Annotated in this window: 18 protein-coding genes; 2 read left to right on the top strand and 16 right to left on the bottom strand. The window is 50.3% G+C overall.

Annotated features, from left to right (window positions below; genetic code table 11):
- Window positions 1-40 precede the first annotated feature (40 nt).
- A complete protein-coding gene (gene ftsX / locus ACEN86_RS18065; RefSeq protein WP_495631874.1) occupies window positions 41-955 on the bottom strand; it encodes a permease-like cell division protein FtsX in 915 nt (304 codons plus the stop codon).
- Complete coding sequence (gene ftsE / locus ACEN86_RS18070; protein WP_495631875.1) at window positions 945-1,631, bottom strand: cell division ATP-binding protein FtsE; 687 nt, start codon at window positions 1,629-1,631, stop codon at window positions 945-947. Before ftsE ends, ftsX begins: the two co-directional genes overlap by 11 nt.
- Before the next feature lie 542 nt (window positions 1,632-2,173).
- Between ftsE and ACEN86_RS18075 the strand changes: the two genes are divergently transcribed.
- Complete coding sequence (locus ACEN86_RS18075; protein ID WP_495631876.1) at window positions 2,174-3,625, top strand: VanW family protein; 1,452 nt, start codon at window positions 2,174-2,176, stop codon at window positions 3,623-3,625.
- 67 nt (window positions 3,626-3,692) lie between these two features.
- Here ACEN86_RS18075 and ACEN86_RS18080 read toward each other — a convergent pair whose 3' ends face one another.
- Genes ACEN86_RS18080 through ACEN86_RS18095 form a run of 4 tightly spaced genes read right to left on the bottom strand, consistent with a single transcriptional unit; the run spans window position 3,693 to window position 7,393 of the window.
- Window positions 3,693-5,234 (bottom strand): MFS transporter, encoded by a 1,542-nt coding sequence (locus ACEN86_RS18080; RefSeq protein ID WP_495631877.1) that lies wholly within the window; start codon window positions 5,232-5,234, stop codon window positions 3,693-3,695.
- Window positions 5,235-5,257: 23 nt separating this feature from the next.
- The gene (locus ACEN86_RS18085; RefSeq protein ID WP_495631878.1) at window positions 5,258-5,998 is read right to left on the bottom strand and encodes a cytoplasmic protein; all 741 of its coding nucleotides are present in this window, start codon (window positions 5,996-5,998) and stop codon (window positions 5,258-5,260) included.
- A gap of 34 nt (window positions 5,999-6,032) precedes the next feature.
- Window positions 6,033-6,755 (bottom strand): polymer-forming cytoskeletal protein, encoded by a 723-nt coding sequence (locus tag ACEN86_RS18090; RefSeq protein ID WP_495631879.1) that lies wholly within the window; start codon window positions 6,753-6,755, stop codon window positions 6,033-6,035.
- Window positions 6,756-6,757: 2 nt separating this feature from the next.
- On the bottom strand, window positions 6,758-7,393 hold the full coding sequence (locus tag ACEN86_RS18095; RefSeq protein ID WP_495631880.1) for a YhbD family protein: 636 nt from the start codon (window positions 7,391-7,393) through the stop codon (window positions 6,758-6,760).
- Between the two features lie 379 nt (window positions 7,394-7,772).
- Here ACEN86_RS18095 and ACEN86_RS18100 point away from each other — a divergent pair, with 379 nt between their 5' ends.
- Window positions 7,773-8,669: a stalk domain-containing protein gene (locus ACEN86_RS18100; protein WP_495631881.1), complete on the top strand. Its 897-nt coding sequence runs from the start codon at window positions 7,773-7,775 to the stop codon at window positions 8,667-8,669.
- 175 nt (window positions 8,670-8,844) lie between these two features.
- On the opposite strand, the gene ACEN86_RS18105 is transcribed toward ACEN86_RS18100, so the two are convergent.
- The 10 genes from ACEN86_RS18105 to ACEN86_RS18150 all read right to left on the bottom strand — a co-directional run bounded on the left by ACEN86_RS18105 (window position 8,845) and on the right by ACEN86_RS18150 (window position 22,425).
- Window positions 8,845-10,290: a methyl-accepting chemotaxis protein gene (locus ACEN86_RS18105; protein ID WP_495631882.1), complete on the bottom strand. Its 1,446-nt coding sequence runs from the start codon at window positions 10,288-10,290 to the stop codon at window positions 8,845-8,847.
- A 148-nt stretch (window positions 10,291-10,438) separates the two neighbouring features.
- Window positions 10,439-11,854, bottom strand: coding sequence for an argininosuccinate lyase (argH, locus tag ACEN86_RS18110; protein ID WP_495631883.1), 1,416 nt, complete (start codon window positions 11,852-11,854; stop codon window positions 10,439-10,441).
- 295 nt (window positions 11,855-12,149) lie between these two features.
- The gene (locus ACEN86_RS18115; protein ID WP_495631884.1) at window positions 12,150-13,382 is read right to left on the bottom strand and encodes an argininosuccinate synthase; all 1,233 of its coding nucleotides are present in this window, start codon (window positions 13,380-13,382) and stop codon (window positions 12,150-12,152) included.
- 66 nt (window positions 13,383-13,448) lie between these two features.
- Entirely contained in the window at window positions 13,449-14,405 is a 957-nt protein-coding gene (gene argF, locus ACEN86_RS18120; RefSeq protein WP_495631885.1) for an ornithine carbamoyltransferase, read from the bottom strand.
- A 6-nt stretch (window positions 14,406-14,411) separates the two neighbouring features.
- Window positions 14,412-15,668, bottom strand: a complete 1,257-nt coding sequence (locus ACEN86_RS18125) for an aspartate aminotransferase family protein (protein WP_495631886.1) — start codon at window positions 15,666-15,668, stop codon at window positions 14,412-14,414.
- A 78-nt stretch (window positions 15,669-15,746) separates the two neighbouring features.
- A complete protein-coding gene (gene argB, locus ACEN86_RS18130) occupies window positions 15,747-16,598 on the bottom strand; it encodes an acetylglutamate kinase (protein ID WP_495631887.1) in 852 nt (283 codons plus the stop codon).
- A 352-nt stretch (window positions 16,599-16,950) separates the two neighbouring features.
- Window positions 16,951-18,183 carry a bifunctional glutamate N-acetyltransferase/amino-acid acetyltransferase ArgJ gene (argJ, locus tag ACEN86_RS18135; protein ID WP_495634345.1) on the bottom strand — a complete coding sequence of 411 codons (1,233 nt, stop codon included), beginning with the start codon at window positions 18,181-18,183 and terminating at the stop codon, window positions 16,951-16,953.
- Between the two features lie 13 nt (window positions 18,184-18,196).
- Entirely contained in the window at window positions 18,197-19,255 is a 1,059-nt protein-coding gene (gene argC, locus ACEN86_RS18140; protein WP_495634346.1) for an N-acetyl-gamma-glutamyl-phosphate reductase, read from the bottom strand.
- Between the two features lie 172 nt (window positions 19,256-19,427).
- Window positions 19,428-20,546, bottom strand: a complete 1,119-nt coding sequence (locus ACEN86_RS18145; RefSeq protein WP_495631888.1) for a hypothetical protein — start codon at window positions 20,544-20,546, stop codon at window positions 19,428-19,430.
- Window positions 20,547-20,730: 184 nt separating this feature from the next.
- Window positions 20,731-22,425, bottom strand: a complete 1,695-nt coding sequence (locus ACEN86_RS18150; protein WP_495634347.1) for a M3 family oligoendopeptidase — start codon at window positions 22,423-22,425, stop codon at window positions 20,731-20,733.
- Window positions 22,426-22,454: the final 29 nt, after the last annotated feature.

The raw sequence follows: 22,454 nt of genomic DNA on the forward strand, positions 1-22,454 counted from the left end.
TCTTTGAAAATCTATAGTATGGAATGCTCAATCCATATCGCTACACTTTTAAGAATTTGCGGATGGATACGGTACTTCCCCAAATGCCGATAACCAGTCCAAGTCCAACAATTAATCCGGCCAGCGGAAGTCCGATGGACTGAATGGAGATTAGATGAATCGGGATCGTAATATCCTGACTCACGGATTGTACCAGTTGATGATATCCGGCATACAGCACGGCTACAGTAACGAGTGATCCAATCAAGCCGATGAGTGCCCCCTCCACAAAGAAAGGCCACCGAATGAAATAATTCGTTGCTCCTACGAGCTTCATAATGCCAATCTCCCGGCGGCGGGCCAGGATTGTAACCCGAATCGTATTGGAGATCAGGAACATGGCCATAATGCCGAGTCCAATGACGAAGACAAATCCAATATTACGGATGGCGCGAGTTACCTTAAAGAGCTTCTCAATCGTCCCCTTACCGTAATTCACTTTATAAATGGGGGGCGCCTTGTACTTATTGTTTAAGGCACTGATCTTGCTAGCTACAAAAGGAACCGTCGACGGCTCGATCACTTCCACCTTCAGAGTATCAGGAATCGGATTGGTTGCTTCCGTATACCCTTCCAGAAGATCCTTGCCGTTCTCCCCCAGCTTCTGCTTGAAATCCTTCAAGCCTTGGGATCTGGATACGAAGGTCACCCTGCTGACTTCAGGCATGTTGCCGATCTCGGTCTGAACTTCCTGAATCGCCTTCTGATCCACCTTGGAATTCAGGAAAGCACTGATCTGAACCTGACTGTCAGCTTCATCAGCGAATTGATTGACATTCAGCACCAGCAGAATAAATACGCCGAGTATAAAAAGAGACACAATAATTGATGTAATTGACGCGACCGACATCCAACCGTTACGGAATACGTTCTTCGTACCTTCCCGTAAATGCCGCAAGAAGGTTCTAAAAGTCATATCCGTATTCTCCTCTCAGCTGGTCGCGGACGATGTTCCCCTGCTCGATGGCTATAACCCGCTTGCGCATCGTGTTCACGATGTCCTTGTTGTGCGTCGCCATGACAATCGTGGTTCCGCGGAAGTTGATCTCATCCAACAGCTGCATAATCCCCCATGAGGTCTCCGGGTCAAGGTTCCCGGTAGGCTCGTCCGCAATGATTACGGACGGATTGTTCACGATTGCCCGTGCAATTGCGACACGCTGCTGCTCCCCGCCCGATAGCTGGGACGGTTCCCGGTTCGCCTTGCTCTTCAGCCCGACCAGATCAAGCACCTCAAGCGTCCGCTTCTTGATGATCTTCTTAGGCGCTTCAATTACTTCAAGCGCAAAGGCAACATTCTCATATGCGGTCAGCTTGGGCAGCAATCTGAAATCTTGGAATATTACGCCGATATTCCGGCGGACATAAGGAATCTTGCGCGGCTTCAGCTTGCCGATGTTGAATCCATTCACTGAAATTTGGCCTTTAGTAGGCACTTCTTCTCTATAAATAAGCTTCATAAAAGTAGACTTCCCTGCACCTGAGGGACCGACGAGATACACAAACTCATTGCGGTCAATCTTTACCGAAACGCCTTGAAGGGCGTGTGTTCCGTTCGCATAAGTCTTCCATACATCCTGCATTTCTATCACAGCATCACTTCCTAAATAATTATGTCTCTACAAATAATCGATAGGCTATCTATATGAACGAGAAAAGGTAGGTTTCAAGATAATACAACTTCGACACGTTCCAGCCAAATCCTTTAAAAGATGAGTAATTTCATCAGTCCGTTAACCATTGTAACAAATTTGTTACCATTTGAGTACCCGCAAGTTTTCCATTCTTTTGACATATACATAGCTTGAGTCGTTTGTTCACAGGAATGTAACGGTGCCCAGCAAGCAGCCATTTCAGGCCTCAGGCCCACTATATGACGGTGTTAGAGTATGTTTTCATTACTTGGGGTGCGGCCCGTAACTACGGGGAATGCTTGGACTTTCGGTCGCTGGCCGCCTCCAGACTTCTTGATTTATACCACAGTCGGTTGAAACCCGGAGACAAGCATTTGCTTCCGATGTGGTTTTCTTTCAGACAATCGTCTTAGACAGCCTCTACTAATATATCGGATGTCATGCGGCTTAAGGTTAAGCTTAAGCGTCCTGTCCCACAACAATCATAAAGGGTGATACGAATGAAAAAGCTTCATGTTCTTTTGATTTTCCTGATTTCACTCCTGCTGATTGCAGCCGTGACCTATGGCCTTCTCCAGCTGTATGCGGCGAAGAATACCGTTCCAACCGGAGTGAGGGTGGGAGAGATAGAGATCGGAGGTTTAACCTTCCAAGCAGCTGAAAGGAAACTCAGTGAGGAAATATCCCGTCTGGAGCGTACACCCATTCTGTTCTCGGTTCCTGAGTCCGGGGACATTCCTAAGCTCGAAGTCGTGTCCGACTGGAAACGGGCAGGAGTTCACTATACAGCCGAGGACTGGTCAGATGCCGTGCAGCAGCTTACCGAGGGTTCCGTATGGAGCCGCGCATCAGCCAGATGGCATCTGGCCAAGCGGTGGAATCTAACGGTTCATTGGGATAAAAGCAGTCTCCGAAGGACGTTCAGTCCTTCCTGGGAGGCCAAGCAGTTCGGGGAAGCGATCAACGCGCAGCGGATCATCGGACCCGGTGACCGCATCAGCTATGTGCCGGGGCGTCCGGTTACACGAATTGACTGGGCAGTGTTCGAGAAGACATTTAAGCAGTCTATTCCCGTATCTGTGATGGATATAACGGGGAAGAGATCACCCGCCCTCATTCCGGTCGCTCTAACCGAACAAAGCCCTGCCGTAACTTTGGACACGCTGAGGAACCAGGGAATTCAGCGCAAAATATCCGAATTCGCTACTGGGCTTGCATCCAGTAAGGCAGGCAGGCTACACAACATAGATGCTGCTGCCCGGGTGATCGACGGCATGCTGCTTGCACCCGGTGAGGTCTTCGATTATGCCAAAGTGATTGATCAGGCCGAAGCAAAATATGGCTTTCAGCCTGCGCCGGTAATTGTACAAGGCCGGCTTGTCCCCGGGATTGGAGGCGGAATTTGCCAAGTCTCCAGCACGCTGTATAATGCCGCCATCCATGCTGGACTTGGCATCGTAGAGCGGCGCAATCACTCTGTTCCAGTCAGCTATCTGCCTAAGGGACAGGATGCGACTTTTGCCAAAGGATACATTAATTTTCGGTTCAAGAATACAACTTCCCACTATATTCTAATTAAGGCCGCCCTGAACATGGACAATCTGAGCATCAAGCTATTCGGAGATATTCCCGGCAATATTAGCTACAGGCTGGACTCCCGGACTGTGAAGGTCCTGCCCATCCCGCAGAAGTTCGTCAAGAACAATACGCTTGCGCTGGGCGAACAACAAGTAATAACGCAGGGCAGGATCGGCTATATTGTCGAGACTTACGTTAATAAATATGTTAATGGAGAGAGAGCCGAGACTCGCAAAATATCGCGGGATACCTACAGTCCTCAGCCGACTGTCATTGCGATCAATATGCCTGCGGAAAGCCGAGTTCCTTCAGAGCCCAAAGGGGCCAAAGCCCCTCTGATCGAAGATGGCGTAAAGGGACCGATATTCCCCTAGTCCATGACAAAAAGGACCCTGCGCAAGACCAAGGTCTGTGCGTAGAGTCCTTTCTCAACATTTCGTGTTAATGTCCCGCCTGGTATTCTCCTTCAAGCTCAGCATGCGGGTCCATCTTATCGCGTCCCATGAAGAATGCTGCCAGCAAAGCCAAAGCCGCCGGAATGACAGCCCATACGAAGGTCTGCACGATGGAAGACGACATGGCCGAGGAGATATTTTCCAGAATTTGCGGAGGAATCAATTTACGCGTTTCTGGAGACAACAGCGCATGCGGATCCTTCAGATCCAGCTCTTTTGGAATTTCGCCCGCTGCTCCACCCGCTGCGCCCATCGACTCGGCAAGCTTTTTCGTGAACATATGGCTCTGGATAATACCAAATACCGTGATGCCCAGCGTCATCCCAAGAGAACGCAGGAAGTTCAGCGTCGAGCTCGCGGAGCCGCGTTCCTGCGGTTTCACAGAGTGAATGGCTGCGTTACTGAGAACGGAGAACGAAGCCCCGATTCCAAGTCCCACAAGAATCATGAAGAAGCGCAGGGTCCACAGGGTAGTCGACTCATTCAAGGTCGTAAGAAGCCCTAGCCCAACAATTAGCAAAGCCAGAGTTGGAATCATGATCGTGCGGTATTTGAGCTTCGTCATCAGGAATCCGCCCATCGTAGCCGTCACTACGGACCCTAGCATCATGGGCAGGAGTACAAGACCGGAGTTCGTCGGTTTCCCGCCGAGTACCCCTTGTATGAAGATCGGGATATACACCGAGGCGGTGATAAAAGCTGCGCCGCTCAGAATACCGATGACGTTACTTGACCAGTAAATCTGGCTTTTGAACATTTTAAAGGAGATAATCGGCTCTTTCGCCTTGCTCTCTGCAATCAGAAACAGGATAGTAAGGACCGCGAAGCCTGCGAACAAGCCAAGAATCTGCCACGAATCCCAAGCATACTTCTTCCCGCCCAGTTCAAGAGCGAACATCAGACAGATGACAGCAGCGATCAGGGTAATCGCTCCGGCCCAGTCGATCGTCTGCTTGGCATGCTGGCGTGACTCGTGGTAGAAGAAAGCGATGAACACAAAGGCAATCAAGCCGAGCGGCAGGTTAATGTAGAAGATCCATTCCCACTGCGCATACTCGGTCAAGTAAGCTCCCAGCAGCGGCCCGAAGATACTGGAAAGGCCGAACACGGCTCCAAACAGCCCCCCAAGCTTACCTCTGGACTCTACCGGTACAGCATCGAACATAATGGTGAAGGCGATCGGAACCAAGGCTCCGCCCCCAATCCCTTGAATAGCGCGGTAAATACTCAGTTCAACGATAGACGTTGCCGTTCCGCACAGCACGGAGCCGAGCATGAACACGATAATTCCGAAGATAAAAAATCTTTTTCTTCCGTACATATCCGACAGCTTGCCAAAGATCGGCATTCCCGCCATCTCTGCAACCATGTAAGCCGACGTCACCCAGACGAATTTGTCTAGTCCGCCCAGCTTGCCAACGATGTCCCCCATAGCTGTAGCCACGATGGTGTTGTCCATCGACGCCATCAGAATACCGAGCAGCAGTCCGGCAATAACCAGGCCCATATTTTTCTTTTTCACTTCCATTAGGTTCTAACTTCTCCTTTTCCCTATCCTATTTGGTTGTACTGCTCTATCTTGGAGGTTGGGTCCTGATGAAATGAATCTATATATTCAACCAGGCCTATCCTGCAGCCCGGACCGATTGTAACCTTGCTTCCCCGTACAAAATCAGCTTCGGTATTCTCAAGCTCTATAACATCGCCCTCTATGGAATCAACAATAAGCCGTTTCAATCCGCCTGAATTGAACATGCCAAGAACGGCCCAAACACCGCCAGAACGCATAATCCGAATGTGTCCCCCGCCGATTTCCTTAATACGGCTTTCACCGAACAGCTTCATCTCCACAGTCTCCGCATTCAGCATTCCATCCATATGCAGCGAGCCATGGAGCTTGAATCTTTCCGCCTGACAGCCACCTCTAACGGTATTATAACCGGACAATTCAATTTGTTCACCGTTTATTTGGCCTTCAACCCGGGTTTCTCCACTAATCTTGGCTGCTTGTGCATACAGGTCACCGCCCACATGAAGCATGCCTACGGCACTGAGCTTCTCTCCTGTAAGAGGCCCCTTCACAATTAGTTCGCCGGTAAGCTTCAGGGATTGCGTCTTCACCTTTCCATAGACCACCGCATTCCCTGTACACTTGAAGCTCAGTGCATCAATATCTCCATTCAGCTCTCCGTCACCTGTAATGCTCAGCTTCCCGACTATTCCCCCGGCAGATCCGCCGGTGCCTACAATCTTCACATCCGGCCTTTCTTGCAACGTATTCCTCGCTTCCATAACTTATCGCTCCTTTGTGCCGAAGTGTCTCTTCTTATATATGCTTGGCTCTTGCCACATCTGACTTGGGATTAGCCTCATAGGTGTCTTTGTATTCAACATAATCAATCTCGCACCCGGGCCCAATTCGCACCCTGCTGCCGCGCACAATGCGGGCTTTCGTATTCTCAAGGTCAATATCATCGCCCTCAATTACGTCCGCCGTAAGCCTGGAAGCGAGCTTTCCCGAGAACAATTCAAGCAGCTTGGGAGCTGTGCCGCGCTTACGTATCACGATGTGTTCACCGCCGATTTCCCGGGCTTTACATTTCCCGATCATCTCAAGTCTAATCGTACCTGCATTCAAGAGTCCTTCGACCTGAAGATTCCCCCATACCTCAAGAATCTCACACTGCAGGTCCTCCTTAAGCTTCAGCGTGCCGTATATTTCAGCGTGCTCCCCTCTCGCCCCTGCACCGCACTTGAGCATCCCATTGATCATCAGCTTGTCGAAGCGAACCTCTTCTTCTATATTTAGCATCCCGTCGGTACGTAAATCTCCGCTGTGTACAGGCCCGGTAATCTTCCCGGTTCCGTTAACGGTAATTCGGCCAGCTGTAAGAGGGGCATTCAGTCTGACTTGGCCATTGCAAATGAGTTCCTCACAATGTACTTCCCCGTTGATTGTTCCGATCCCATCGATCTGAACCCGTTTGTATCGGCCTCCCGCCGCTTTGCCTACACCATTTAGCTTCATATCCCGTATAGATTGTTCCACAGCTATTCCCCGCCTTCTCCAATTTTCAGCTTAAGTTCTTCCGTAACCTGGGCCATGGATAACCGGACAACTTCCTTCACACCCCGGTCAAAATAAATCTCGCTATTCTTGGACAACAGTATGAACGCTGCCACCCCCATCTTGCGAATCAGCAGCAGTTCACAGTCCCGCCCCGCAAAGGCCGGGTAGTGCTCCGTAAGAGTCTGAACGAGCAGCCTCCCTTCTTCCAGTGAGATATCGCCGCTCTGCAGCAGCCTCTCCAGCACAAATACAGAGAGAATCTTCTCGAACATAAAGGAACCTTCATGTCCCGATGCCTTCAGATACACGTCCAGCGCAATGTTAGTAACAATGTTACGTTCCAAAAGCTGTTCAGCTGTCAGAGAGATCTCTTTCAGGCTGGGTGAGAAGACGTCGGCCAGCTCATCCAGTGATAATCCATCTTTCATATTAAGGATTTTGTCAATCCGGGAGAGGATTTTATCTTTAGGAAAAAAGGTCTCCTGTCCCGTAAAAGAAGACTTTCGGATAAACCATTCTTCCGGTATCAAACTTTTTCTTTTCCAGCGGTACAGCTGCCCGTAGGAGATTCCTGTAAGGTCCAGCAGTTCTTTTTTGGAGATCAGTTCATCATTCATTATTAAGATACCTCCTTCTTGCACGGTCAGTGTAACATAACATTGTTACGTTATGCAATAGTGTATTCGTAAATTAGTGTATCTATCCAAATGAAAAAGCGGCAACTCAGAACATCCTGTTCTAGGTTACCGCTCTCTATAAAAAAACGTCGTTGTGCTTGTTCGTAGGGTTTTACCTCTTAGATGAGTTGTTATAGCTCGTAATTCTCAAATGAAACGTCTACCAATCTATCATCATAGACTATTGACCCATAGTTGCTTGGTATGTATTATTATGGTAATTGCATACTTAATATGTCTGAAGAACCAGATATATAGAACTTATATCCTTACCGGGTTGAACTTTAGTATGCATAAATACATAGAAGAGGTGCTCATATTGAAAAAGAAACTATCTACAAAAATCCTATTAAGCACAACGGTGCTCTCCATGGCTATTGCTGTAGGAGCCGTTGCTTATGCAGACTCTACAATTAAGAAAATCACGGCGTATCAAAATTCAGCTCTTAAAGTAAAGGTAGACGGACAAGCAATCGATCTTTCCAGTGATGAAGGAACCATGTACCCTATTGAGTACAATGGACATAGCTACGTATCTGCAAAGGCTCTAGCAGAAGGTTTAGGAGCGACGGTTAAATGGAACAATAGTACACAAACTGTAGAAGTTACCTCGAATAGCTCTACCCCATCCAATACTGGAATTCCTGACAAGGACAACTCCTCAAATAGTTCACCATCCTCCACTTCTGCTAATACAGGTTCAGGCAGCAACTCTGGAAGCAGTTCTGATAGCGGCAGCGAAGCATCTGGCGGCTTTGTTACTAAACTGTCAACAGACTTTGATAAGGATACTGTTGCGTCCCAAAATAAAGGCCAGGCCCTTTCGTTCTTCAAAGCCTATGCCTATGCAGTTAAAACAGGAGAATTCGGCCGACTGGATAAATTCATTGACTCTTCTATTTCTACTGCTCCAGCCTCTAAGGATAGCTTCTGGAAGGGCCCAAGTGGCACAAAAGAGGACCTTCACGAAATTATTAAGAATACCAGACAAAAAAATAAACAATCTATTATTAATGAGTGGTCTGATAAAATTCAGAATATGTCTACCTCTGATGTAAAAATCGTATATGCCACAAAACTCAGCAATATTGCAAGCTTCCAATATAGTGTCCATCCTGAAGGTTTTGATGCATTTTCGGAAATAGACGCAGACTTTGAATTTGTGGTTCCATACGTAAGCACTGGTTACTGGTTAACCGAGATCAACGTATACTAATGGGTCACATCCAGGCTCCTTCACTATTGAAGGAGCTTTTTTAGCAGATTGTTTTAATATATGCTATTGTCATTGATCTTGGTAACTTTTAACTGTAAAAAAGCGGCAACCCAGAACATCCTGTTCTGGGTTGCCGCTCCTGCTTCAGCTATGAATTTCTACCTGCCGCTTCCGGTTATTTGATTACCTCTTCGAGCTTGTTCATCATTTCATCTAATTGTTTGACCCAGTCTACAATGTCCACGACATGCTGCTGCTGAGCATGCGAGCTTGCCAGCACCTCTTCAACTGATGCAGCAGACTCTTCAGTAAATGCAGCTACCGTGGTCACCTCTTGCAGCACCGTTTGAGAAGACTGCTGTAGTCTAGCATTCATGTCGCGAATTTGTTCTGCCTGCTGGAGCACTTCGGCCGTATTGGCATGGATCCCGTCAAACAATTGTTCTACGCTACGTGCCGACTCTCTTCCTTCTGTAACTACCGTGAGGCCGTCACCGACCAGGCTTGATGCCTGGGCAATTCGGCTCTGTATGGCTGCCAGGATACCGGCAATTTCGGTCGAGGCTTCCTGTGCATGCTGGGCCAGCTTGCGGATCTCGGTGGCCACCACCGAGAACCCTTGTCCGTGCTCGCCTGCCCGGGCCGCTTCAATGGAAGCATTGAGAGAGAGGAGATTCGTCTGATTGGCGATTTCGCCGATCATTTCTACAATACTTCCAATCTTCTGATTCTCCTGATTGACCTCTTCCATGACACCCGAGGTATCCGAGACAATATGATTGATTTGATTGATTTTGCTGGCTAGATCCTTCATTTGCCCCTGACCCTGGGTTGTAAATTCAGCGGTAACTCTAGATTTGTCACTCAGATGAATAGATGCCTCTGTAGCGGCGCCTACGTTCTGATTCACCTGCTCCATCGCCTCAGAAATATCCGAGACACTGGCGGACTGCGTCGCAATTCCGCTGGCGATCTCGTTGAAAGCAAGAACAACCTGACCTGATATTTCCCCTGTGTCTGCGGCATTCTTTTGCAGGTTCGTAATCGATGCCCCCAGCACATGGACAGAGTCCTTCACTTCTACCAGCACCTCCTCCGTTCTTTCCTTGGCGGCTGCCGATTCGGCTGCGCTGGCCTCCTGCTGCCGGTTCATTTTCGCACCGATAAGACTCTGAGCGATCAACGCACCCAGGATGACGATGAGATAAGCATTCATATAGAAGACGCTCTCACCCTTAAAGGTTTCTTTCGTCAGCACGAAGTATGTCGTCATTCCCATGGCCACCAGGCCGTTCAGGAGAAGAGGACGATAGTTGTGATAGATCGAGATGATCGCAAATGAGAAGAAGATCAGAAAATACCCGCTAAATGCCTCGCTCTCCTCAATAAAGAAAAAGGTGATCAGGCTAAGCCCTATAGACACCAGGTACATCACATAGCGGACAGCAATCTTTCTCCATACCAGAAGCACACATAGAATACAGATCGGTAATCCGCATATAGCCAGCGTCAGCCTAAGATGGTTAGAAGAAGACACCCCGATCCCGAGTAACAGCGAGATCCAGAGGAGCCATACCATCAGTTTATTTCGCTCATGCAGTGCCAGCAATTTGTCGGACATTAAGGTTCACATACTCCCTACATTTTTTTAATTTATATATCGGCATATCCCAATGAAATTATTAAGTGACTGACTGTATCGCCTATGAAAATAAAAAAGGACCCCCGCTGAACCCGAAGGTCCGGCGAGAATCCTCTATAACCGCGTTCTATTTGCTCTTCTCTATATATTCAGTCACCCATTGCTCGGTAGTCTTTAGCTTCTCCTGAGCTCTGGCAATCGCTTCAGCAACCTGGCTGGATGCCGTTCCCCCGTATACATTACGCGCGTTAACTACCGTCTCCGGCTGAAGGACACCGTAGATGCTGTCATCGAACAGCGGAGAGAAGGTCTTGAACTCATCGAGGGTCAAATCCAGCAGATACTTGTTGTTCTGAATGCAGTAGAGGACCGTCTTGCCAATTACCTCGTGAGCCTGACGGAATGGCAGTCCTTTGCCGACAAGGAAGTCCGCGATATCCGTCGCATTCGAGAAGTCCTGGTTCACAGCTTCACGCATCCGCTGCTTGTTCACCTTCATCGTAGCAATCATGCCTGCGAACAACTGCAGAGCGCCTTCAAGGGTAGCTACGGTATCGAACATGCCTTCCTTATCTTCCTGCATGTCTTTGTTGTAAGCCAGTGGAAGGGACTTCAGCACGGTGAGCAGGCCAACCAGGTTGCCGTATACCCGGCCGGTCTTCCCACGCACAAGCTCGGCCACATCCGGATTCTTCTTCTGCGGCATGATGCTGCTGCCGGTGCAATAGGCATCGTCCAGCTCTACAAAGCGGAATTCCGTGCTGCTCCATAGAACCAGCTCTTCACACAACCGGGACAAGTGCATCATTAGAATAGAGGAATTCGACAGGAATTCCAGAATGAAGTCCCGGTCACTGACTGCATCCAGACTGTTCTCATATACTGCGTCAAAATGGAGCTGCTCAGCTACGTAATGACGGTCAATCGGGAATGTCGTTCCTGCCAGGGCGCCTGCACCCAGAGGAAGTACATTTACCCGCTTATAGCTGTCCTGGAAACGCTCAATATCACGTTGGAACATGGAGACATAAGCCATCAAGTGATGAGCGAACAGAATCGGCTGCGCCCGCTGCAGATGGGTATAGCCCGGCACAATTGTATCCAAATTGGCTTCGGCCTGACCAATCAGCGCTTCCTGCACAGCATGGAGTAGTCCTGTAACTTCCACTACGCGCTTGCGCAGATACAAGTGCATATCTGTGGCCACCTGATCGTTACGGCTGCGGCCTGTATGCAGCTTCCCGCCTACTGAACCAATCTCCTCGATCAGATTCTTCTCGATATTCATATGAATATCTTCATCTCCAACGGAGAACTCAATTTCTCCGCGGCGAATCTTGTTCAGAACGAGATGAAGGCCTTCCTTGATCCGGTCTACATCATCAGACGGCAGGATGCCGCATTTCCCCAGCATGCTTACATGCGCCAGACTTCCTTGAACATCTTCCTCGGCCAATGCTTTATCAAAACCGATTGAAGCCGTATACTCCTCTACCAAACGGTTCGTCTGCTTTGTAAAACGGCCTCCCCACAGCTTGCTCACTAAATCCACTCCTTCTATCGATGCAGACCGCGGGCCGCTCCCGGTGAAGAGAACGGCCTCGTGGTTATGCTGTATTTATAATCTATATAGGACGCATTTATAACATTCATATTGAACGGTCGTAACTACAGGGAATGCTTGGACTTTCGGCCGCTGTTGTCTCCAAATTTCTTGCTTATAACGCATTGTAAGGTTGAAATTTGGAGACAAAGGCGGTCGCTTTCGCTCCTACAGTTCCAAGCTTCCCCTCCGTCACGCCTCCCTATATGTCATTTTCTAAGTTCGTTTTATACACTTACTTATTCTGTTCAACGCCGGAGCTTACTTTAAGCCGCAGGGCATTCAAGCGGATGAATCCGGTAGCGTCCCCTTGATCATAGGCTTGCGTCGGATCAGCTTCCATGGTAGCGATATCCGGATTATACAAGCTGACCGGGCTCTTCACGCCCGCACCGATCACATTGCCTTTGTACAGCTTCAGACGTACAGTTCCCGACACGTTCTTCTGGCTTTCGTTAACCAGCGCTTGCAGGGCAAGACGTTCAGGAGCGAACCAGAAGCCATTGTATACGAGCGTGCTATAACGTGTAATCAGGCTGTCGCGAAGGTTCATGACTTCGCGGTCCATCGTAAGGGACTCCATCTTCCGGTGTGCTGTGAAAAGAATCGTTCCGCCCGGTGTCTCGTACACGCCGCGGCTCTTCATGCCGACAAAGCGGTTCTCGACCATGTCCACACGGCCGATGCCGTGCTTGCCGCCAAGCTCATTGAGGGTCTCCATCACGCCCAGCGGGCTGAGCTTCTGGCCATTCACGGCAACCACGTTGCCTTGAACGAACTCAAGCTCTACATATTCCGCTTCATTCGGCGCATCTTCCGGGGATACACTCAGCAGATACATGTCCTTGCTGTCCTCTGCGCTTGCATCGAACCAAGGATCCTCCAGCACTCCGCTCTCATAGCTGATGTGCAGCAGGTTACGGTCGGTCGAATAAGGCTTGGCTGCCGAAGCCGTTACTGGAATGCCATGCTCTTCCGCATAAGCAATCATCTCTGCGCGGCCCGGGAAGCGGTCGCGGAACTCACTTAGGCGCCAAGGCGCGATTACATTAATCTCTGGAGCGAGGGCCGCTGCCGCAAGCTCAAAGCGCACTTGGTCGTTGCCTTTGCCTGTTGCCCCGTGGGCAATAGCTGTTGCGCCTTCCGCACGGGCGATATCGACCATACGCTTCGCAATCAGCGGGCGGGCGATACTTGTACCGAGCAGGTATTGGCCTTCATATTGGGCACCAGCCTGGAACATCGGGTAGATGAAATCCTGGGCGAACTCATCGCGCAGATCATCGATGTACACTTTGGAGGCGCCGGTAGCCAGCGCTTTTGCCTCCAGCCCGTCCAATTCGTCCTTCTGACCAATATCCGCCGTGAACGCGATAATCTCGGCATCATAGGTCTCTTTCAGCCACTTTAGAATGACCGACGTATCCAGTCCGCCGGAGTACGCCAGTACGATTTTTTCTTTTGCCATGATATTTGGTATCCTCCCTTAATAACCCAACTGCATATTATCTAGTCCTAAGTCTATCACAAAAGCTTATCCGATGAGAGCCGCCATCAGCGCTTTCTGCGCATGAAGCCGATTCTCGGCCTGATCAAATATAATGGAATGCTGCCCGTCAATGACATCTTCGCTGACCTCTTCCCCGCGGTGAGCAGGCAGACAGTGCAGGAACAAATAGTCCGGCTTCGCATGCTTGGCAAGGTCGGCATTCACCTGGTAGTTCTGGAACGCAGCCTCCCGGGCTTTCTGCTCCTCTTCAAATCCCATGCTGGCCCATACGTCGGTGTAAATTACATCTGCATCCTTCACCGCTTCTTCCGGACTGCGAAGCACTTCGATCTTGGCTCCGGTAGACTCTGCGATCTCCTGGGCCTGAGCGAGCACCTGCTGGTCCGGCTCATAGCCTTCAGGACTTGCAATGGAGACATGAACTCCCAGCTTCGCGCCGCCGATCATCAAGGAATGAGCCATGTTATTGCCGTCGCCGACATAAGCAAGCTTCAATCCTTTGAGAGTTCCCTTATGCTCAAGCACGGTCTGGAAATCCGCCAGCACCTGGCATGGATGGGCCAGATCGCTCAGACCGTTAATGACAGGCACCGTCGCGTGCCGGGCCAGATCCACCACGTTGTTGTGGCCGAATGTACGAATCATGATCCCATCCAGATAACGGGACATGACCTTGGCCGTATCGCTGATCGTCTCGCCGCGTCCAAGCTGGATATCGTTCTTGCTCAGGAAGAGGGCGTGACCGCCCAGCTGATATGTACCCACCTCGAAAGAGACCCGGGTTCTGGTTGAGGATTTCTCAAAAATAAGTCCGACCGTCTTCCCCTTCAGCGGCTGGTATTCTTCCCCATTCTTATGCTTCTTCTTGATCTCAATAGCGAGATCAAGAAGATATTGGATTTCCTCTGTACTGAAATCTGTCAGTTCAACGCAGTCCCGGCCCTTAAGGTCAAATGCGGCATTGGCTTCAGTTAGACTCATCTCCATCTACTCCTTCTTGGCCTGGTGGCGCTGGATAATTCCATCGATAATGTCCACAGCCTGGTCGATTTCTTCATGCGTTACTAGCAAACTTGGCAGCAGCCGAATCACATTTGGCCCGGCCGTGATGAATAGGATGCCATTCTTTTGTCCTTCCACAACAAGCTCAGCGACAGGTCCGCCGCATTCAATTCCGACTATAAGGCCTTTGCCCCGGATATCCTGTACAAATGAATGACCAGCAAGCTTCTCCTGTAGCTTGTTCTGTAAATACTCCCCCATCTCCGCGGCTCTCTGCGGCACATGGTCTTCCTTCATAGCTTCTACCGTTGCCACAATCGCTGTCGATGCAATCAGATTCCCTCCGAACGTGGAAGCATGACTGCCGGCCGAGAACGCCTCACGCAAATAGCCTTTGGCCAGCATAGCACCAGCAGCGACTCCGCTCGCTACCCCTTTGGCCAATGTGAAAATATCCGGTTCCACGTCGTAGTGCTGGTGACCGAACCATTTACCTGTGCGGCCCATTCCGGTCTGAACCTCATCCACAATGAGCAGAATGCCATGTTCCTTGCACAGCGCCGCTACTTCGTTCAAAAACTCCGGCTTCACAAGATGAATGCCGCCTTCGGCCTGAACCATTTCGAGCATGATGCCTGCTGTATTAGGCCCAATCGCAGCCTTAAGCGCCTCAATATCATGAAGCTCCACGGTCTTAAATCCCTCAGGAAGCGGAAGGAAGCCTTCCTTCACCTTATCCTGTCCGGTTGCTGTAAGCGTTGCGAGTGTACGCCCGTGGAACGATTGCTTGAACGTAATAATCTCATAGCGCTGTTCGCCCTTGATCTTCTGGTGGTAACGGCGGGCCAGCTTGATTGCCGCCTCGTTGGCCTCGGCGCCGCTGTTGCAGAAGAAGGCGAGGTCAGCACAGCTTATTTCGGTCAGCAGACGAGCCGCTGTCTCCTGCTGCGGGATTTCGAAGAGATTAGATACATGCCATAGCTGATCCAGCTGATCCTTGATCTTATTCTTGACCTTCTCAGGCGCATGGCCTAGATTGGTGACCGCAATACCGCTGAAAAAATCCAAATAACGGTTACCCTGATCGTCCCAGAGCCAGCTCCCCTGTCCTTTTACCAAAGAGATCGGGAACCGAACCCCGTAATTCGGAAACAGCGCGCTTACCGACTCGGCGCGATTGTTCTTGGCCTCTTGTTCCTTGTTATCAGCGTGCCCCAGTTCCTGCAAATTGGATTCTGCCATCGCTTTCGTTACCTCCTTAAAATTGTATGATTCATAAAAGTACCCGCTTTAACTCCGACAAATCCCTGCCGCTGCTTGCTAGGAACGGCTGGTCTTCATTCGGACAATCCGGGTCCCGATGGCTTCTCCCGACAGCACGCGGCTGAGCACATTCGGCTCGCTGCCGTTCACAATAACAACCTCTTTTACCTGGCCATGAATACAGGCCACTGCAGCACGAACCTTCGGAATCATTCCGCCGTAAATCTCGCCAGTCAGAATCATATCTTCAATCTGCTGTACCGTTACGGTTGGAAGAACCCGCTTCTCTCCGTTCACGGTACTCATAATTCCTGGCACATCCGTCACAACTATCATTTGCTGGACTCCCAGCTTGGAGGCTACGGCCCCCGCCGCCGTGTCCGCATTTATATTATACCGCTGTCCATTCTCACCCACACCCACAGGAGCAATGATCGGCATATATCCGAGGGACGTCACACCTTCAATGATGGAAGCCTTCACTTCGGTCACATCTCCGACCAGGCCGACTTCAGCGCTTGCGGCTACAGGTTTGGCTTGAATCAGGAAGCCATCTACCCCGGACAGTCCCAGCGCCTGCCCACCGAGTGTCTGAATCCGGCGGACAATCTGCTTGTTAATGCTGCCTGACAGCACCATCTCGACGACATCCAGCACCTCTTCGGACGTATAACGCAGCCCGCCGACAAATTTGGTCTCAATGCCAAGCTTCGCGAGATTCTCCGAGATTGCAGGGCCTCCGCCGTGAACAATCACGGGCTGAATTCCTTTTTGCTGAAGTGCGATTAGATCCTCAAAAAAAGAATCTGGCAGCTCGTTCAACGTACTGCCTCCGCATTTCATGACGAATGTCTTGTAGGCCTGTTCTCCGGCCAACTCCTTCTGCTCACCTTGCAATGCTGAATTCATGATCCTGCTCCCTTCTCCTTTGGGTGATTCTGGTTCTATATCGAAATACTAGTACGTACGTTGTTGAGCCGCTGCGATGACGGATCGTTCTTACGATCGCTGTTGAGCCGCTGCGCTGTCGGATCATTCTTACGATCGCTGTTGAACCGCTGCGCTGCCGGATCATTCTTACGATCGCTGTTGTCCACCGATTTCCTGATTAGGCCGCTAGGCGGGTGAAATCCGTGGACAAAGGCGAACGCTTCGCTTCTTCAGAACGATTCCGGCCTCTCCGCTGAGTGCGGCGCTTAACTTCCCTGTAGTTACAAACGTCCAAATGTAAGTTTTAAACGCACCTTATATATTGATGACCTTAAGTCCGATAAGCGGCGTTGATCCGCACATAGTCATAAGTCAAGTCACAGCCCCATGCGGTGGCTGATCCCTCGCCATTCTTCAAATCTACTACAATGCGAACCGTGTCGCCTTTAAGATAGGCCAGCGCCTCGTCTTCGTCAAATGCGACGGGCTTCGATCCGGTCAGCACCGCAATCTCTCCTAGATGGATATCGACCGTCTCGGGATTCACCGGCTCGCCTGCGCGTCCAAGCGCTGCAATAATACGGCCCCAGTTGGCGTCCGCTCCGAATACAGCGGATTTCACCAGGCTGGACCCTACGATCGTCTTCGCGATAGCCCGCGCGGATAAGTCACTTACCGCCCCGCTAACCTCTACCTCGACAAGACGAGTCGCGCCCTCGCCATCACGGGCAATCGCCTGGGCCAGAACCTGGCATACATGCCTGAATGCGGCGGCAAAACCATCCCAATCCGGGTGCTTCTCCGTCAGTTCCTTGTTGCCGGCAAGCCCGCTGGCCATAGCCAGCAGCATGTCATTCGTACTGGTATCTCCGTCAACGGTAATCATATTGAAGGTCAAATCGGTTGTATCCTTGATCAGGGACTGAAGCGCATCCGGGTGGATCGCTGCATCGGTAGTAACGAATCCAAGCATGGTTGCCATGTTCGGATGGATCATTCCTGATCCCTTCGCCGCTCCAGCGATTTTCACTTCACGGTCATCAATGACCAAAGAGACACAGACTTCCTTTTTGACCAAATCTGTAGTCAGGATCGCTTGGCAGAACTGCTCGGCCCCGTCCTCATCCGTAGACATAACTGCAGGAAGTCCGGATATCCCGCTGCTGACCCGGTCCATCTTCATTAATTCTCCGATCACGCCGGTCGAAGCCACCGCGACATCCGAAGGGGATACGCCCAGCACCTTAGCAGTCTCTTCGCGCATCGCATAAGCATCCGCTTCACCCTGCTTGCCTGTGCAGGCATTCGCATTCCCGCTGTTCACCACCACCGCTCGAAGTGTGCGGCTGGCTGAGAGGCTATCCTGGGTCACCTTGATCGGCGCAGCCTGAAATACATTCGTGGTGTAGACGGCTGCGGCAACCGTCGGTACTTCACATAGAATCGCAGCCAGGTCATTGCGTGTTGTTTTCTTCAGACCGCAGTGCAGTCCACCCGCTTTGAACCCTTTCGGTGCCGTTACAGAACCGCCCTCAACCACTTTAAACAAACTTGCTACTCCCATCATGTCCTCCGTTCTATGGATATACCGGGGCGTTCTTCAGCCCGAGGGTTTCGTCCCAGCCCATCATCAAGTTCAAATTCTGGATCGCCTGACCGGCGGCCCCTTTTACCACATTATCAATTACAGAGACAATCGTCACTCTATTCGTACGCGCATCCACCGCAAAGCCGATATCACAATAATTCGATCCGAAGACTTCCTTCGTCGCCGGCCATTGCCCTGCAGGGCGAATGCGTACGAACCGGCGCCCTTCATAGAACTGCTTATATAACTCTACTAATTCTTCATTAGTATGAGAACCCGTTAATGTCGCATACATCGTACTCATAATCCCGCGTGTCATCGGTGCCAGGTGAGTTGTGAAGGTGACCGTCACTGGTGATCCATGAATATCGGTCAATACCTGCTCAATTTCAGGTATATGTTGATGTTTGTTGACTTTGTAGGCTTTAAAATTCTCATTGATCTCCGCATAGTGGGTCATCAGACTTGTGCCTCTGCCCGCTCCGGACACCCCGGATTTCGCGTCGATAATCAGGGTCGCCGGATCAATCCAGCCTGCCTTCACCGCAGGAATCAGCCCCAGCAGCGTTGCCGTCGGATAACATCCCGGATTGGAGATCAGCTGCTCGTCCTTAACCTTCTCCCCGTACACTTCACTAAGTCCGTATACAGCCTTCTGCAGCAGGTCATGGTCGGGTGCGTCATGCTTATACCACTCTTCATACACAGCACCGTCTTTAATCCGGAAATCACCGGACAGGTCAATGACCTTCAGGCCGGCTTCAACCAGCTGAGGCACCAGCTTACCGCTGACTCCCGAAGGCGTAGCCGTGAAGACCACGTCCGCCTTGGCTGCAATCTCCTGCACATCAACCCCATCGAGGTTCTGCACAACGAGATTGATTAAATGAGGAAACCCATCCGTAATCGGCGCCCCGCTGCTCGATGCCGAAATAACCGATACGATCTCAACCTTTGGATGCTCCAATAAAAAACGAATCAGCTCCACCCCGCCATACCCGGTGGAACCGACGATAGCCACTTTTACGAAATCCCCGCTCACTTGAATCCCCACTTTCTCCATCTCACTTATTTATATTTATGCATATCCGAATTGAATTTATGTATTATTATACAGACGCATTCATTTAAACACAACTATTATCTGGCCTATAGACTATTTTATATGCAAAAAGACGCCAATCGGCGCCTTCGAGTGCTGCTATAATTCCCATGGTTATTTATTGAGCTGCAGAAGTGGTAGTCCCGGCCTTCATTTTATGGCCGTCTCCACCGCGGCTCCCCTTGAAATCACCCTTCTCAGGCTGAGTGCTGTTCACTTCCTTGGTTACCAGCTCGGTAAGGCCTGACTTGAGCTTGTCGTACTCGGCTTGTGTGATTGCACCGCTGGCCAGTCTCTCATCCAGCTTGGCTGTACGGTCCTTAACTAGAAGATCGATGACTTGCTGCGCAGTTACATTGTGCGCCGTTGCTACGGCTGCCAGAGTCTTGCCGGATTGTAATTCAGTACGGAGTGCATCCTCCGTAATGCCCAGCAGCTTGGCCACCTCGTCAAAGTTACCAAAGTGCCCGCCTCCGTGTCCTCTTCCCTCACCGAATGCAGGGAACTCGCCGTTCACGAGCTGGGTAGCTTTTTCGGTCAGAGCTGCCTTCTCGGAATCATATTTAGCCTGTGTAATCTTTCCTGCATCCAGCTCGCTCTTCAGATGGCTGGCCAAGCTCGCTGCTTCCAGATCGATTACCGCCTGTACCGTTACGTTATGTTCCCCTGCAATCGCCGCCAAGGTCTTGCCAGCTTTCAACTGGGTGCTCAGTTGATCTGTAGTCATGCCGAACAGCTTCGCAAGCTCCTCGTCGTTCTTCATGAATCCGAGTGGTCCATGTCCATGGCCTCTGAGCCCTTCTCCCAGCTTGGAGTCAAGCAGCTTGTCTGCAAAGGCGGAGGCGTCTATCGTTTTCCCGTTCTTGTCTGCCGCGCTAGCAGCCGTATCCGCTTTGCGTTCCGCTTCAATCCAGCTTACCAGCTTGGCCTTCAGATCCGCGCGGGCAATCCCCTGAGCGCTTGCAATTTCAGCAAGAGTCTGAGTCTTCTGCTTCTCTTTGAATGTGGCCTCATCCAGCTTCAAATAAGTGAGCAGCTGAGATTCAATTTGACCAAATCCCAGATGTCTGCCTACCCGATCCTGATCTGATTTATGGGTCACCCCTGCTGCTGAGGAAGTTTTGCCGGCCGCCGCCGCACTTGTATGCTGTACCGCCAGAACTCCTCCTCCAAGAGTTAAAGAAAGGGCCAATACACCGGCTGCTAGAGTTTTGGTTGATTTCTTTGACGATTTCATTGAATTACCACCTTTCAATTAAATAGGTTTAGGTTGCCTTACAAATGCATCTTATCCCACCTAACTGAATCCATGCTGAATGGTAGCTTAACGCAAGCTAAATGTTTCCTTTTACAAGAAAAGCCCGCCTCACCCGAAATTGCTTCCGGACAAGACAGGCCTTACATAAATTATATATTAATCATTACAGCTTCTTATCATCCACCTGGCCCAGCCAGTGCTCAATCTCATTAATTACGGAAGCTACACTTCCCTGCTCAAATGGTGATATCAGACCCGCCACCTTCACAAGCTCCGTGAACGAACGGCTCCCGCCCTGACGGCAGAGTTCAAGATAAGCGGTCCAGGCCGCTGTAGGGTCCTCCTGTGACTTTTTCCAGAACTGGAATGCACAGAGCTGCGCCAAAGTGTAATCAATATAATAGAACGGCGAGCTGAAGATATGTCCCTGCTTCTGCCAGAAGCCGCCTTGTTCCAGATAGGCATTGCCCGCATAGTCACAGTGAGGCAGGTATTTCTTCTCAATCTCCCGCCAAGCCAGCTTGCGCTCCTGAGGAGTGGCATCCGGATTCCCATAGACGTAATGCTGGAACTCATCTACAGCGACCCCATAAGGGATGAAGAGCAGACCTGAGGACAGGTGATTGAATTTGTACTTCTCGGTATCTTCCTTGAAGAACAGCTCCATCCATGGCCACGTAAGGAACTCCATGCTCATGGAATGAATCTCTGCCGCTTCCAGTGTCGGGAAGCTGTATTCAGGCACTTTGTACTGACGGCTCTGGAATACCTGGAAAGCATGACCCACCTCATGCGTCAGTACATCGATATCATCGGACGTACCATTAAAGTTCGAGAAAATGAACGGGGCTTCATATTCGCTAAGATAAGTGCAGTAACCGCCGCCCTGCTTGCCTTTCTTGGCAACAAGGTCCATCAGCCCATTTTCCTGCATAAAAGTAAAGAATTCATCCGTCTCTGGAGACAGCTCTGCATACATCTTGGCCCCATTCTGAACAATCCAGTCGGGATCTCCCTTAGGCTTCGCATTTCCGGAAGCAAAGCTGAATTCTTCATCATAATAGGTAAGCCGGTCTACACCGATTCTGGCCTGTTGACGTTCCTTCAGCCTCTGAGTAGCAGGAACTATGAACTCCCTTACCTGGTCTCTGAAGCTCGCAACCATCTCAGCATTATAGTCGGTGCGGTTAAGCCGGTCATAAGCCAGCTGAATGAAATTCTCATAACCAAGGGTTCCCGCGATCCGGGTCCGCACCTTGACTAATTCATCATAGATCCGGTCAAGCTCATCTTCATGCTCGCTCATAAAAGCATAGCGCGCTTCGGCCGCTCGCTGTCTTAGACCGCGGTCTGTAGATAATTCGAACGGACGCAGCTGCGGCAGGGTTCTCTCTTCCCCTTCAAAAGGAATCTTGGCAGACGCGATAAGCTGACCATACTGGGTAACCAGTTTATTCTCCTGCTGGAGATCCTGAATAATTTCAGGCTTGAATGTCTTCAGAGACACATCCATCAGACTGAACAGCTGATGTCCCCACTTTTCTTCGAGCTGAGCCCGGAATTTAGACTGCACAACAGCTTTATAGTAGTCGGTCACATATTCTTGATACAGCGGTCCGACTTCATCCATAAAATCCTGTTCAGCCTTGTAAAATTCATCGGTAGTATCAATCGAATGACGTATACTCACAATTGTACCGAGGGTTTCAAATTGGCTGCGCAGCTCGTTAATTTTCTCAAAAACAAGATCCTGCTCCTCAAAGCTCGCAGCCTCGTTAAATTGCTTCAATAAATCCTTGAACTGACTCTCGACATTCTGGATGTCGGGTCTTGAATACGGGTATTCATTGAATTTCATCATTAATCACCCTTTGGTCAATTATTTAC

It is taken from the genome of Paenibacillus sp. Paensp111, assembly GCF_059492195.1.

Bases quoted from the DNA above. Each gene is read 5' to 3' on its own strand.
- ftsX (WP_495631874.1), bottom strand. From the start codon at position 955: ATGACTTTTAGAACCTTCTTGCGGCATTTACGGGAAGGTACGAAGAAC.
- ACEN86_RS18075 (WP_495631876.1), top strand. From the start codon at position 2,174: ATGAAAAAGCTTCATGTTCTTTTGATTTTCCTGATTTCACTCCTGCTG.
- ACEN86_RS18080 (WP_495631877.1), bottom strand. From the start codon at position 5,234: ATGGAAGTGAAAAAGAAAAATATGGGCCTGGTTATTGCCGGACTGCTG.
- ACEN86_RS18085 (WP_495631878.1), bottom strand. From the start codon at position 5,998: ATGGAAGCGAGGAATACGTTGCAAGAAAGGCCGGATGTGAAGATTGTA.
- ACEN86_RS18095 (WP_495631880.1), bottom strand. From the start codon at position 7,393: ATGAATGATGAACTGATCTCCAAAAAAGAACTGCTGGACCTTACAGGA.
- ACEN86_RS18105 (WP_495631882.1), bottom strand. From the start codon at position 10,290: ATGTCCGACAAATTGCTGGCACTGCATGAGCGAAATAAACTGATGGTA.
- ACEN86_RS18115 (WP_495631884.1), bottom strand. From the start codon at position 13,382: ATGGCAAAAGAAAAAATCGTACTGGCGTACTCCGGCGGACTGGATACG.
- argF (WP_495631885.1), bottom strand. From the start codon at position 14,405: ATGAGTCTAACTGAAGCCAATGCCGCATTTGACCTTAAGGGCCGGGAC.
- ACEN86_RS18125 (WP_495631886.1), bottom strand. From the start codon at position 15,668: ATGGCAGAATCCAATTTGCAGGAACTGGGGCACGCTGATAACAAGGAA.
- argB (WP_495631887.1), bottom strand. From the start codon at position 16,598: ATGAATTCAGCATTGCAAGGTGAGCAGAAGGAGTTGGCCGGAGAACAG.
- argJ (WP_495634345.1), bottom strand. From the start codon at position 18,183: ATGGGAGTAGCAAGTTTGTTTAAAGTGGTTGAGGGCGGTTCTGTAACG.
- ACEN86_RS18145 (WP_495631888.1), bottom strand. From the start codon at position 20,546: ATGAAATCGTCAAAGAAATCAACCAAAACTCTAGCAGCCGGTGTATTG.
- ACEN86_RS18150 (WP_495634347.1), bottom strand. From the start codon at position 22,425: ATGAAATTCAATGAATACCCGTATTCAAGACCCGACATCCAGAATGTC.